The organism is Paenibacillus sp. OK076, from assembly GCF_900110055.1.
Classification (GTDB): domain Bacteria; phylum Bacillota; class Bacilli; order Paenibacillales; family Paenibacillaceae; genus Paenibacillus.
On record NZ_FOCH01000001.1, the window covers coordinates 3,585,042 to 3,598,369 of the forward strand.

The following is a 13,328-nucleotide window of genomic DNA, read 5'->3' on the forward strand; positions in this document are numbered from 1 at the left end:
ATAGGAGGAACGATAAATATGAGTCAAGAACAACAGACGTTATTACAACAAAAGATTACTTTTCACGGAGCAGGTGCGATGGCGGAAGCCATCGTGCGCGGATTAATTTCCCGCCTTGTCGTTCGTCCTCAGGATATTACGATGCTGAACCGCAGCAACCAGAAACGTCAGGAGGAGCTCAGTACCCGTTATGCCGTACATACCGGAACTGCTGCACAATCGCTGGATCATCTCGCCGCTTCTCCCGTTATTGTACTCTGCATGAAACCGAAGGATGCTGCCGCAGCGCTGCGTGAGCTTGGGCCGCTCCTGTCTCCGGATCAATTAATCGTCTCCGTTATTGCCGGATTATCGATCCGTACGATGCAATCCCTGCTGGGACGCAAGCAACCGATCGCCCGCACCATGCCGAATACGTCCAGTACAATCGGGCTTGGCGCAACCGGACTTGCCTTCTCTGAAGAAATTACGGATGACCAGCGCAGTACAGTCATGACGATGTTCGAAGCTGTTGGAATCGTGACCATCGTGCCTGAAGATAAACTCGAAGTGCTCACAGGTATTTCCGGAAGTGGTCCGGCTTATGTATACTATTTGATGGAGGCCATGATTGCCGCAGGTATTCGTGGCGGCTTGTCCAGCCAACAATCCCGCGATCTGACTGTTCAGACCGTGCTGGGTGCTTCACGTATGGTGCAGCAAACTGGCTTGGAACCAATGAAACTTCGTAGTGATGTAACCTCCCCGGGAGGTGCAACTCAGGCAGCACTAAAAACGCTGGACGAGGGAGATTTCTTTGAAAATGTAATCGCAGCCGTCAACCGCTGTGCAGAGCGCTCACGGGAGATGGGAGCTGCTTTGGAAGGGGATTTAAAAAATGAATAACATGTGCACAGCCACATATCGTCTGCATGATGATCATGCAGACTTTCGCAAGAAGGCCGAGTCCATCGCGATCGGCATGACCGTGGGTAGCTGGACGGAGTTGCCGCAAGCCCAGCGTGAAGCAATGCAGAAGCATCTGGGTGAAGTCATAAGCGTAGAAGTACATGAAGCTGATGGAATGGCTGCGGGTGAGCGTTACGCTGACATTACCATCGGCTATCCCGATATCAACTTTAGCCGTGATATTCCTGCTCTGCTCGTGACGGTCTTTGGCAAAATTTCAATGGATGGACGCATCAAACTGACACGGCTTGGATTCTCGGACGGCTTCCTCAGCGCATTCCCTGGTCCCAAGTTTGGACTGAACGGTGTTCGTGATCTGCTAGGTGTACATGATCGTCCGTTGTTAATGAGTATTTTTAAATCAGTCATTGGACTGGATGCTGACGAACTGAGGGAACAGTTTATTCGCCAAGCTCTTGGTGGAGTAGACTTGATTAAAGATGATGAAATTCTGTTTGAGAACAAACTGACTCCGATTGAGAAAAGAGTCGAGGTCTGCATGAAAGCTGCGGAACAGGCACGCAAGGAAACGGGTAAGAAACTTCTTTATGCCGCAAATTTAACTGGACCTACCTCACGCCTGAAACAACAGGCTGAACGCGCGATAGGTGCAGGAGCAAATGCGCTGTTGTTCAATGTCTTGTCATACGGATATGACGTGCTGCACGAACTAAGCAGTGATCCGGACATCAACGTACCGATCATGGCTCACCCTGCGCTTGCAGGTGCACTGTATCCTTCACCACACTATGGAATCTCGGCTTCCGTCCTGCTGGGACAGCTGATGCGACTTGCCGGAGCGGATCTGGTGCTCTTCCCTTCCCCTTACGGATCGGTGACGATGCCGAAGGAAGAGAATATGGCCATTACAGAACAGTTGCTGTCACCTGAGCTTCCTGTCAGAACCAGCATGCCTGTGCCTTCGGCTGGTATACATCCAGGGCTTGTACCTCTTATTCTGCGTGACTTCGGCACCGATGTCATCGTTAATGCCGGCGGAGGTATTCATGGGCATCCCATGGGTACTGAGGCAGGCGGACGGGCATTCTTGCAGGCTATCGAGGCAGCCCAACGTTCCATTCCACTGGCAGAATATGCAGTCGAACATCCCGAACTGAAAAGTGCAATAGATCTGTGGGGTGGCGAACGATGAGAAGTGATAAAAAAACAGTTATTTTCTGTGATTTTGATGGCACGATCACCCTTTCGGACAATATCGTAGCGATTATGAAACATTTTAAACCCGAAGGTATTGAAGTAATTATGAAAGACACGATTGAACAGCGAATTTCGCTTCGCGAAGGTGTGGGAGCGATGTTCGCTCTGTTGCCTTCTTCGCAAAAAGATGAGATTGTGGAATTTGTACTTGGACAGGCTGGCATCCGAGAAGGGTTCAGCGAATTTCTTGCATACGTTCGGGACGAGGGCATTGAATTTAATGTCACGAGCGGCGGAATGGACTTTTTTATCGAGCCTTTGCTCGCTCCATTCGATATTCCACAGGATCATGTTTATTGCAACGGGGCGGATTTCACAGATGAATTCATACGTATTGAATGGCCTAATCCATGTCGGCCTCCTTGTGAGAACGGCTGCGGCATGTGTAAAACGACGGTTATTCGTACATTCCCGGAAGAACAATATAATCGTATCCTCATTGGAGACAGTCTGACGGATTTTGAAGGTGCCAAAATCGCTGATCTTGTCTACTCTCGTTCTATCCTGACGGATAAGTGTATAGAGCTGGGTGTGGATCATGTCCCATTCACAACCTTCTACGATATTATGAAAGATATGAAACAGAAGCAAACACAAGGAGTGCTGTAAAGATGGGTTTTGAAAAGATTACATTGGAACATAAACGTCAGGTGCTCGAAGAACTGGCTGATATCAAAGCGCTGTTTGCCAGCCGTAACTGGTTCCCTGGTACAAGTGGCAACCTGTCAATGCGTGTGGGCGACTTCGACCCGGAGCAATTCTACTTTGCAGTTACTGCATCAGGCAAAGACAAATCTCTCCGTACACCGGAAGACTTTCTATTTGTAGACAAGCATGGTAAAGCCATTGAGACCACAACCCTGAAACCAAGCGCTGAAACGTTGATTCACTGCGAAATCTATCGTTTAACCGGCTGTGGCGCGGTGTTCCATGTGCATACCGTATTTAACAACCTGATCAGTGAGTTCTTTGGAGCAGATGGACACGTACCGATTCAAGGCATCGAATTGATCAAGGCTTTCAACATCTGGGAAGAAAATGCAGAGATTCGTGTACCAGTTCTGCCTAACTTCGCTGATATTCCATCCATCGCTGAATTGGTACCAGGTGTACTTGACGCGAATGTACCGGGAATTTTGCTGCGTAATCACGGGATTTATGCCTGGGGCAAAGATGCTTTTGAAGCGAAACGTCATCTGGAAGCGTTCGAGTTCCTGTTCGAAGTGATGTACCGTCAACTTCTACTGAAGGGTGCTACGAAATAGCAATCATTCATTCGAAATCAAAGCTGCACAACCAAAAACACGCCAAGGCTGATAGACATAGCCCACGGCGTGTTTTTATGTTTGGTTAATTCCTTGTTTTCTATGATTCTCTTTGTTCCCCTTTGGAAAAGGGAATCGAAAAAATCTGTAAAGTTCTACAATCGATCCTCCCGATCCTTGAATAAAAAGAGACTGTCTGCTCCCTCATCAGTTCGATGAACCGTACTATTCGTACTCGCACCGCGCTGCTTGCCAAACAGCAGCTTCAGACCGCCAAAAATGAGCAGCAAGGACACAATGACGGTGTTCACATACGAACGAATCTCGTACGTCATAAATGCATTCGGGAACATTTCATTCAGCTGTGGAATGACCAGGCGGATAAACAGATAGTACAATCCCAATGCAGCAATTCCGAATCCAATCAGGCGCTGGTGACGAGCCCAATCCTTGAAAATGGGTTGATCGGTCAACGGTTCGCGGCCATAACGGCTTGAACACTGAAGTCCGTCAAAGAAGCTGTAGAACCAGATCAACGGAATCATGAACAGGAACACCGATAAATGAAGCAGGTCCAGAACGTAGATACTGCCGAGAAACAGGAACATGAGTTGCATGCCTCTTTTTTGCAGTCCCAGATACAGATGTCCCGCACCCGGGAAGGCTGATAACAGGGTTGCCAGCACTTTGCTTCGCCGTCCAGAAGCCCTGCCCATCTCCAGCTCCTCGAACAACGTACGATCCTGCAATACCTCACCGGCCTGTTTGCGATGCACATGCTGAACCGCATCAAACATGCAGTATACCCAGATGACAGGCAGAATGAGCAAGAACATCAGAAATACCGATTCATTCGTAATCGAAGCTACAAATACCATCATCGCAAATGAGCCAAAGAACGCCATCAGGAATGATAAACCACGATGTAACAGTCCGAGATGAAGATGTCCCAGACCTGGAACAAAAGAAAGTAGAATCGTAAAAAATCGTTCGCTTTCACTGCCTTTTTGATACATGGGTTGACCATAAGGAGCCGCAGGCACGCCATACTCACCGTTCTGATTCTGATGTATCCCCTCCATGTCCATCTCCATCTGTCCCAGATGACCTTCCTGCCCAGTGTATGCTCCCTGATATGCCGCCCCCTGATGCGGTCCACTGTAATGTGCGCCATATCCATGGTATCGGGCATCATGTAGTGAAGGAGCACGGAGCAGAACGATAATCATATCCAGCATGCTGATACACCAGAAGAATATGGCTCCCAGGAACCCGACAATCATCAAATCCTTCTCATCAGTCAACAACGCCAACATGACGAAGCCAATGCCTGTTCCAAAAAAGAGTAATGGATAGACCACAGCTCTGGTAGGCCGCCTCCAATAGAGAAAACCAAGACCCGGTATCAGGTTTAATAAAAATGCAAGTATTTTGTTACGATCTGATTGCACAGTCTTCATCCTTTCTTTTCAGGCAATGCGAAACAATTTATGGTCCAGGCTTGAAGTGATCCAGCCATGACGTGGCTGCCTCTGTCCACTTTTCCGTAAATGACCCCCTGTGCTCACCGTCCTGGAACTTATGATATGGCGCTACCTTGTCAAACAATCCTGAGGAGAGGAAGATTAACGTCAGACAAGCCGCTACGGCATAATGAAACACTTTGTGATCCAGCCAGATACGTCTTCGTCCAGAACGCGATTTGCGCTTTGGCTTGGAGGATTGCATTTCCGTAATTTGATTCATCACCGAATCGGCGAAGCCTACCGGGTCCTTCAGTTGTGGCAGCTCCCGATGAATGTCGAGTGCTTCGAGATAGTTGTCCATCGCTTCCGGAACGTCCATAAGCATCTGTTCCATCATACTTGCCTGGTCTGCAGTCATTCGGCCTTCAATATAATCAGTCCATTCCTGGACGGTATACATCCTTTTATTCCTCACGCCACTCATCCTCCTTCCAATGATTTCGAATCCACTGCCGGGCACGATACAGACGGGACTCCACGGTTTTCACTGCTACCTGTGCATCACGGGCAATCTGCTCATAATTTTTTTCGCTTAAGTAATACGCAGTAATAATGTCCCTATGCTGGGCAGGCAGCTGGTTGATTCGCTCGCGCAACTTCTCCTGACGCTCTTCACGCACGAGGCGGGCAAGAACATCTTCTTCACGACCGGGCATGTTCATTATTTTTTCTTCTCCGCCCAGATCCTCAGCGCTTCGTCTGCCCAGCTTGCGTTTGGCATCTATTGCTTTGTGAAAGGCAATTCGGGTTAACCACGTTTTGAAACCTTCGGATCGGTAATCGGGGAGAGATTTAACCATCTGAATGAACGCCTCCTGCGCTGCATCCTGTGCATCCTGATCGTTCCGCAATACGGAATAGGCCACATGGTATACATGCTGACTGTACTTTTCGATCAACAAGCGTATCTGGGATGTATCGCCTTGACGGATTTGTTCGATTAAGCGCGCTTCATCAATGACTCTCCCCTCCTCTCCACTACAATAGACGACAACTTGTTTGTTGACCCCTGCGTATTCATTTATTTTTTTATAAAAAGGTTACACATTGCCTGAAAAGTCAGTCCTACCAGGAATTTAACGTATCTTACTTAACATCTCTATAATCTAAAAAAAACAGGCACAGAATAAATTCTGGCCTGTTTTTGGTTTATTCTGAATGAAATTGTTGCTTAAATTAACATTGGTATTAACGTCCACCGTTACGGAACCGCTGCGTATATGCCTTGGCATCCTGCACATTCTTCACGCGGTTACGGCTCCATTCAAGCAGAATTCGGTCGATATAGCGAAAATGTACTTTACCAGCAAAGACCGCTTCCTTCAATGCCATGAGAATCAGTTCCTCCTGATAGCGATCCTGATCCAGCCAGCCGGATATCGTCTCGCATTCCATCGGGGAAAGCGGGCGGCCAAATTCTTTTTCAAAAATAGAGAACATATTTCGTTCTTCCTCTTCTTTTTGAACACTGTTCGAATCCGGGCGCAATGCATTACTGTCCAGCTGCTGCTTACGAGCAACGGCCATATCCTCTGCTGTACATCCTGCTAGTTTGGCATATAATCCATGCAGATCATACCGTTCATATTGAATGTCACGCTCTTCATCCCGATGCTCGTCAATGTGAATGTACCCGTCTCTCATAAGACGCTGCAGCATTCTGGCGATACCTTCAGGAGCAAGACCCATACGGGTTGCAAGCTCTTCAAGCGTTGGAAACTCATTGAATTCAACTTGCCGGAATCCAAACAATTGAATCAGCAGAAGCACCTCTGCGTCACTTAACCCCAGCTGATGATAATAGCGCAATAAAGCATATGGGAGCTGCGCTGTCCCTGATGCCATACCGTAAGCTGCTCCGTTCAACCAGGCTTTGGAGCCGGTTTCTTCCATGGACTCGCGGTTAAGCATTAAGGGTACAGACGATAGAGCATACGCGGGAATGCAATTGTTTCACGTACGTGATCCAATCCACAGATCCATGCTACCGTCCGCTCCAATCCCAGACCGAAGCCGGAGTGAGGAACCGATCCGTATTTACGTAAGTCCAGATACCACTGATATGCCTCTTCCGACAACTGATGCTCATCAAAGCGCTGCTGCATCAGTTCCGGATCATCAATACGCTGGGAACCGCCAATGATCTCTCCGTATCCTTCTGGTGCGATCATATCTGCACAGAGGACCACTTCAGGACGATTCGGATCAGGTTTCATGTAGAATGCCTTGATTCCAGCCGGATAATGGGTAATAAAGACCGGTGTTTCGTATTTCTCAGCAATCGCCGTTTCGTGTGGAGCACCAAAGTCTTCTCCCCAAGGAATATCGAAGCCTTGTCCATTCAAGAATTCAATCGCTTCATCATACGTAATGCGCGGGAATGGAGCTACAATTTTTTCAAGCTTGGATACATCACGTCCGATGGACTCCAGTTCAGCACGGCAGTTTTTCAGAACCGTTTGAACCACGTGAGCAATAAACTTCTCTTGCACTCGCAGGCTTTCCTCGTGATCCACAAACGCCATTTCCGGCTCAATCATCCAGAACTCAATCAGGTGACGACGTGTTTTGGATTTCTCGGCACGGAACGTAGGACCGAAGGAATATACTTTGCCCAGCGCCATAGCCGCAGCTTCCATATACAACTGTCCACTTTGTGTCAGATAGGCATCTTCATCAAAGTATTTGATATGGAACAAGTTCGTTGTTCCTTCCGCAGATGAAGGTGTAAGAATCGGAGGATCAACCTGTGTGAATCCGTTACCATCAAAGAACTGCTGAACAGCGCGGATGATTTCCGCACGAATAACCATAATCGCACGTTGTTTTGTCGAACGCAGCCACAGATGGCGATGATCCATCAGGAAGTCTACCCCATGCTCTTTCGGAGTAATTGGATAGTTTTCAGTAAGATGAATAATGTCCACGCCAGTAACCGTCATCTCATAACCGGATGCACTACGTGGTTCTTCACGGATAATTCCCGTTACATACAATGAACTTTCTTGAGTCAAGCTCTTCGCAGCATTCCAGATATCTTCGCTGACTTCACTTTTAACGACTACCCCTTGAATATATCCGGTTCCATCACGCAGTTGCAAAAATTGAATTTTGCCGCTGGAACGTTTGTTGTTAATCCAGGCGCCGATCTTAACAGTCTCGCCCACATGCTCACTCACATTACGAATTACACAATCCGTACTCATGCACATATCTCTCCTTGGAATCCTGAATTTGAAAATGCAGCGGGCAGGCTATATGCCTGTCCCCTGCACTTCCTTGTCATGCTATATTCACTTTACAATTAGATTACAGAGAATTCAATACGATTCGGTGTGTATCTCTTGCAATCACCAATTCTTCGTTCGTAGGAACTACGAGAACGTCTACTTTAGAATTGGCTGTTGTGATGCGGCGTGGTTCTCCAGAGCGGATTGCATTCAGCGCTTCATCCAGTTCAACACCCAGGTACGTGAGTTGCTCACATACTTTTTGGCGAAGAACAACGGAGTTTTCACCTACACCAGCCGTAAATACGATCACGTCTACACCGTTCATTGCTGCTGCATAAGAACCGATGTATTTACGCAGACGGTATTCGTACATCTCGAATGCAAGCGTGGAGTTAGCATCGCCAGCCTCCATACCTTCCGTAATTTCACGCATGTCGCTGCTGATACCGGAGATTGCAAGAAGTCCACTATGTTTGTTCAACATGGAGTTTACTTCGCTCACGCTCAGTTCTTCCTTGTTCATAACATAAGGTACAATGGCCGGATCCAGGTCACCACTACGTGTGCCCATCATCAATCCTTCGAGTGGTGTCATGCCCATGGACGTGTCCACGGATACGCCGCCCTGTACAGCTGTTACGCTACCACCATTACCAACGTGGCATGTGATGATCTTCAGATCTTCCAATGGACGATCGAGATATTCAGCTGCTGCCTTGCTTACGTAATCATGGGAAGTACCATGTGCTCCATAACGACGCACTTTATACTTTTTATAAAGCACACGTGGAATGGCATACAGATATGCTTTTTCCGGCATCGTTTGATGGAAAGCCGTATCAAAGACCATTACCTGTGGTACGCCTGGCATGTTGGATTCAGCCGCACGAATACCCATCATTGCTGCAGGGTTATGCAGTGGAGCCAGATCGAACAGACGGCGAATTTCTGCTTTGGAAGCATCATCAACCAATGCTGATTCCTTAAATGCTTCACCACCGTGAACTACACGATGCCCAACAGCCTGAATTTCATCAACGGAACCAAGCACACCGTTTTCTTTGTCTGTCAGGATGTCAATAACTTTACGAATCGCTGTAGTATGTTCAAGAATTTCGCTAACTTCCGTAACATCCTCACGGCCGGTTGGTTTATGAGTCAGAATGGAAGAATCCATCCCGATCCGCTCTACCAGACCTTTTGCCAATACGGATTCATCCGTCATGTTATACAATTGATATTTGAGCGAGGAACTCCCCGCATTAATTACGAGTACTTTCACAGCCGGTCACCATCCTTGTCGTACTTGAAGAATCCTTCGCCTGTTTTGACACCCAGGTGTCCTGCACGCACCATTTTCTTCAGGACTGTGGAAGGACGATATTTCAATTCACCGAATTCACGGAACATTCTTTCGAGTGCAGCTTCTACCGAATCCAATCCGAAACGGTCTGCCATCTCAAGCGGTCCGTGCTGGAAATTGTATCCGATACGCATAGCGTCATCTATATCTTCAGCGGAAGCGACACCTTCCTGCAGTACATGCAGCGCTTCGTTGATCAGAAGACAGATCAGTCTGGACGTCACAAATCCAGGTGATTCATAGATCATAACGCCTTTTTTGTCCGCAACTTCTTCCACAAAACGTCTCGTTTCTGCAAAAGTGCTATCGGATGTTTTCAGACCACGAATAATCTCTACAAGATCAACCCGGGAAACCGGGTGAATAAAGTGCATACCAATAACACGCTCTGGGTATTTGGTTGAGCTTGCAAGCTCAGTCAAACTCAGCGTGGATGTATTACTTGCAAGAATTACGTTGCTTGGGCAAACTTGGTCCAGTTGACTGAATACCGCTTTTTTCGCTTCCAGATCTTCAGAAATAGTCTCAATGACCATATCGCAAGTTCCGAGTTCAGCCAGATGAGCAACTTTGGTAATACGGGAGAGAATCAATTTCTTCTCAGCCTTTGTAATCGCCCATTTCTCCAGTTGTTTATCGAGGTTGGTCTCAATCATGTTATATGCATGATCCAGCTTCTCCGTTGTGTGTTCCACCAGAAGCACATCAAGTCCTTTGGCTGCAAGCATCTGGGAAATACCTTGCCCCATCGTGCCGCCGCCGACAACTCCTATCTTTTTGAAAAACATGGTTCTGCTCCATCCTTTCGGTTCTCTATTTCTCTATTGTACCCTGTTCGCCGAAAATTACAAATTTCGACCCAACATATAATAATATCTTAGCACGACTGAAATGTAAAAAAAAATAACCGACATAAATAAATTATGCCGGTAGAAGGGCGCTGTCACGAAATTGACAACGAAATTGATCGCCAGACAATACTTCTTCCCTGAGCAATGTGTCGAGGGAATTGTCGAAAATTGTCCGCTGTTCTTCAAGCAATCGTTTGGTCTGTTCCATCAGGTCTTGCAGGATCAATTTGTTCTCCCGCATTAATTCTTCCGTAGTGACCATATCCATGTTAACAATGCCCAACGTTGTGAGCCCGGAAGCCATCATCGTCTGTACCACATTCGTTGCCTGCTCAAAGTCATTGCGTGATCCTGTACTGCGTCCACCGTAATACATTTCCTCCGCTGCTGCACCTCCAAGGGCAATCATGATTTGCTCTTCAAGGAAGCGCTTCGTGTACAGAAATTGCTCTTGTTGCGGGTTATGACGTACATATCCCAGGGCCTGTCCACGAGGGCTGAGTGCAACCTGACTCACACTGCCAGGACGAACCAGTTCAGCCATGATGGCATGTCCCAATTCATGGATAGCGACTCTTTTCTTCTCTTCCACGCTGGATTCGCGGTCTGTCTTCTCACCCATCATTACCTTATCAATTGCAAGGGACAGATGACGCTGTTCAATGTTAGGCAGCCCGTCTCTCATGGCGTAAATTGCGGCTTCGTTCATCACACTTTCCAGCTGTGCTCCAGAGAAACCATAGGATTCTTCTGCTGTCTTCTCAAGGCTGACCCCTTCAAGAAGAGGTTTATTGACTGCATGCAGCTCCAGTATGTGTTGTCTGCCTTTCTTATCCGGCAAGTCTACCTGAATATGACGGTCAAAACGACCTGGACGTGTCAACGCGCTGTCCAGCATTTCTTTTCGGTTTGTAGCGGCGATCACAAGTATGCGCGGTGTGTCGGAAGAGTATATGCCATCCATCTCCGTCAACAGCTGATTCAGCGTCTGATCATATTCACGCTGTTGTCCACCTTCCCGTTTTCCACCAATCACATCAATTTCATCGATAAATATAATGGCATTTTCCTTATTTTCTTTAGCGGCACGTGTTCTTGCATCACGGAACAAATCCCGTATTCTGCCAGCACCTACACCAACATACATCTCAACAAACTCACTGCCTGATGCAGCTACAAAAACAGAGTCGGTATAATGAGCAGCAGCTTTGGCCATCAAGGTTTTACCAGTCCCTGGAGGCCCAGTAAGCAGGATACCTTTCAAAGGACGAATACCAAACTTCTGAATTTCTTCATGTCGAATGAGAAAATCGAGCGCTTCCCGCAGTTCCTGCTTGGCACTCTCCTGACCACCGATTTCTTCAAAAGTCAGCTTGGACGGTCCTTTTTTCTTGCGTTTACGTTCCTGACCTGCGCCCACTGTAATTCCACCACGCATTTGCATCATGAGCAGCAGAGCACCCACAAGCATTGCAGCGATCAGAATGGGAATCATGTTTACACCGATAAAAGCAATAAAGATAATCAATACGGGTACAAATCCAATGACAATTTCTTTCGTCCATTTAGGCATTTGGCCACACTCCTATCTGACCGGGCACACGCGGCAGAATAATAAACTTGCTGGCATCTCCATCTCTGAGACTGACATATACATTATTGTCATCCATGGCTGTATTTACCTTGATTCCATTCGTAGCCATTTTGGACAAGGTCGGTGTAATCTCGGTGTATTGCTTGTTCTCCATCGCTTGAGCTACGGTAAACATCGCGCTTCCCCACCAGCTTTCTAACGCTTCGTTCGAATGATCCACGACATCCAGCTTCAACGAACGAGTGCCAATCAAGGTCTGTCCTTCTTTGTGAATATATTGTACCAATCTGCCCAGATCAACATCCGGCTGCAGATCAAGTTTCAACTGTACATCATTGCGGTTAATAGTTAATTGAACATCATTGACTCCATCGTACTGGGTAACCATCTTTTCAATTGGGCTTTGCACAGCCACATGACGATACACAAACCAACCTCCAAACAACACAACGGCTGAAATGACGGCAGTCAGAGCAATAGGCAATACTTTTATCTTCAAGTGAGTTACCCCTCCTAAATTTTGGCCCATCCTATAACTTGTAGGCAAGAATATGAATATGTGTACATAATGTCCTGTGATGTGCCTAACAGGATTTATTTGTGTATGATGTATCCTTGAATACATATTTGAGTATATCACATCGTATATACAATATCTAAGGCGAAAATATGAATTTTAACTATTCAAATCCAAAATGATCAACAAAGTACGTCAAAAAACCGGTCAGTCGGGTTTCCGTCTGCCGGTTCTTTAATCTATTCTTTTCAGACCATAGCAGGTCTGCCAATTCTAGCTGTTCGGGATCGTATAGACCAGGTCCACCTGTTCCCCGTTACTGAAACGGTAAAACCGATAATAGTTGTGAGTATCATCGTTATAATACACTTGCCATACATAGATTCCATTGACAACGCCTGGCATGATTCGTTTGATCTCTCCACCGGGAACTTCAGAGCTGAACCGATTTCGTATCTGAGCTTCAGACATGCCATTCTTCAACAGTTCACTGTGCACCGCATTGGCTCCCGACACCGGTTTGTTATTCTCATCAAACTTGATCCACACCATGACATCCTGGTTATCCTTATTTTTGCCGATCAGGGTCCAGTATATGTTGTCTCCGCCGTCTTTCTGCCCCCAGACATACTTACGCAACTCTTCGTGGGACGTAATCCCCAGCTGTTTCTGAGCCGCCTGTATGGCCAACGCCTCTTCCTTGCGCTGATCCTGGGTAACATAGACATAATAACGCTGAAGTCCAAACAGAATCAGAACCAGGAGCAGCAGCGAAATCCATATCCACTTCTTTTTTTTCTTCAAAAGCCGAAC

At 47.0% G+C, this 13,328-nt stretch carries 14 protein-coding genes; 4 read left to right on the plus strand and 10 right to left on the minus strand.

The annotated features are described in order from the left end of the window. The first annotated feature begins 18 nt into the window (after positions 1–18). From proC to BMY78_RS15830, 4 genes are read left to right on the plus strand one after another with little or no spacing between them, the layout of a single operon-like run. On the plus strand, positions 19–885 hold the full coding sequence (gene proC, locus BMY78_RS15815; RefSeq protein WP_090900484.1) for a pyrroline-5-carboxylate reductase: 867 nt from the start codon (positions 19–21) through the stop codon (positions 883–885). Beyond that, a complete protein-coding gene (locus BMY78_RS15820; RefSeq protein WP_177185750.1) occupies positions 878–2,101 on the plus strand; it encodes a 2,3-diketo-5-methylthiopentyl-1-phosphate enolase in 1,224 nt (407 codons plus the stop codon). The genes proC and BMY78_RS15820 overlap by 8 nt, the downstream gene beginning before the upstream one ends. Continuing rightward, positions 2,098–2,775, plus strand: a complete 678-nt coding sequence (locus BMY78_RS15825; protein ID WP_090900487.1) for a 2-hydroxy-3-keto-5-methylthiopentenyl-1-phosphate phosphatase — start codon at positions 2,098–2,100, stop codon at positions 2,773–2,775. The genes BMY78_RS15820 and BMY78_RS15825 overlap by 4 nt, the downstream gene beginning before the upstream one ends. Before the next feature lie 2 nt (positions 2,776–2,777). Beyond that, positions 2,778–3,431: a methylthioribulose 1-phosphate dehydratase gene (locus BMY78_RS15830; RefSeq protein ID WP_036607600.1), complete on the plus strand. Its 654-nt coding sequence runs from the start codon at positions 2,778–2,780 to the stop codon at positions 3,429–3,431. Positions 3,432–3,586: 155 nt separating this feature from the next. On the opposite strand, the gene BMY78_RS15835 is transcribed toward BMY78_RS15830, so the two are convergent. From BMY78_RS15835 to BMY78_RS15880, 10 genes are all read right to left on the minus strand, one after another. Then, entirely contained in the window at positions 3,587–4,882 is a 1,296-nt protein-coding gene (locus tag BMY78_RS15835) for a multi-tm2 domain protein (protein ID WP_371129139.1), read from the minus strand. A gap of 37 nt (positions 4,883–4,919) precedes the next feature. Next, positions 4,920–5,372 (minus strand): hypothetical protein, encoded by a 453-nt coding sequence (locus BMY78_RS15840; protein ID WP_090900493.1) that lies wholly within the window; start codon positions 5,370–5,372, stop codon positions 4,920–4,922. Next, entirely contained in the window at positions 5,362–5,859 is a 498-nt protein-coding gene (locus BMY78_RS15845) for an RNA polymerase sigma factor (protein WP_256222166.1), read from the minus strand. Before BMY78_RS15845 ends, BMY78_RS15840 begins: the two co-directional genes overlap by 11 nt. Positions 5,860–6,145: 286 nt before the next feature. Continuing rightward, entirely contained in the window at positions 6,146–6,850 is a 705-nt protein-coding gene (locus tag BMY78_RS15850; RefSeq protein WP_090902502.1) for a DnaD domain-containing protein, read from the minus strand. Positions 6,851–6,867: 17 nt separating this feature from the next. Then, positions 6,868–8,163: an asparagine--tRNA ligase gene (gene asnS / locus BMY78_RS15855; protein ID WP_090900499.1), complete on the minus strand. Its 1,296-nt coding sequence runs from the start codon at positions 8,161–8,163 to the stop codon at positions 6,868–6,870. A gap of 103 nt (positions 8,164–8,266) precedes the next feature. Further along, positions 8,267–9,472, minus strand: a complete 1,206-nt coding sequence (locus BMY78_RS15860) for an acetate/propionate family kinase (RefSeq protein WP_076288965.1) — start codon at positions 9,470–9,472, stop codon at positions 8,267–8,269. Beyond that, entirely contained in the window at positions 9,469–10,341 is an 873-nt protein-coding gene (locus BMY78_RS15865) for a 3-hydroxyacyl-CoA dehydrogenase family protein (protein WP_063566802.1), read from the minus strand. Before BMY78_RS15865 ends, BMY78_RS15860 begins: the two co-directional genes overlap by 4 nt. A gap of 133 nt (positions 10,342–10,474) precedes the next feature. Continuing rightward, a complete protein-coding gene (locus tag BMY78_RS15870; protein ID WP_090900502.1) occupies positions 10,475–11,977 on the minus strand; it encodes an AAA family ATPase in 1,503 nt (500 codons plus the stop codon). Further along, the gene (locus tag BMY78_RS15875) at positions 11,970–12,497 is read right to left on the minus strand and encodes a hypothetical protein (protein ID WP_063566800.1); all 528 of its coding nucleotides are present in this window, start codon (positions 12,495–12,497) and stop codon (positions 11,970–11,972) included. The genes BMY78_RS15870 and BMY78_RS15875 overlap by 8 nt, the downstream gene beginning before the upstream one ends. 291 nt (positions 12,498–12,788) lie before the next feature. Beyond that, entirely contained in the window at positions 12,789–13,319 is a 531-nt protein-coding gene (locus BMY78_RS15880) for a cell wall elongation regulator TseB-like domain-containing protein (protein WP_090900505.1), read from the minus strand. Positions 13,320–13,328: the final 9 nt, after the last annotated feature.

Coding starts and splice junctions, on each gene's coding strand:
- proC (WP_090900484.1), top strand. CDS start 19: ATGAGTCAAGAACAACAGACGTTATTACAACAAAAGATTACTTTTCAC.
- BMY78_RS15820 (WP_177185750.1), top strand. CDS start 878: ATGAATAACATGTGCACAGCCACATATCGTCTGCATGATGATCATGCA.
- BMY78_RS15825 (WP_090900487.1), top strand. CDS start 2,098: ATGAGAAGTGATAAAAAAACAGTTATTTTCTGTGATTTTGATGGCACG.
- BMY78_RS15830 (WP_036607600.1), top strand. CDS start 2,778: ATGGGTTTTGAAAAGATTACATTGGAACATAAACGTCAGGTGCTCGAA.
- BMY78_RS15850 (WP_090902502.1), bottom strand. CDS start 6,850: ATGGAAGAAACCGGCTCCAAAGCCTGGTTGAACGGAGCAGCTTACGGT.
- asnS (WP_090900499.1), bottom strand. CDS start 8,163: ATGAGTACGGATTGTGTAATTCGTAATGTGAGTGAGCATGTGGGCGAG.
- BMY78_RS15865 (WP_063566802.1), bottom strand. CDS start 10,341: ATGTTTTTCAAAAAGATAGGAGTTGTCGGCGGCGGCACGATGGGGCAA.
- BMY78_RS15870 (WP_090900502.1), bottom strand. CDS start 11,977: ATGCCTAAATGGACGAAAGAAATTGTCATTGGATTTGTACCCGTATTG.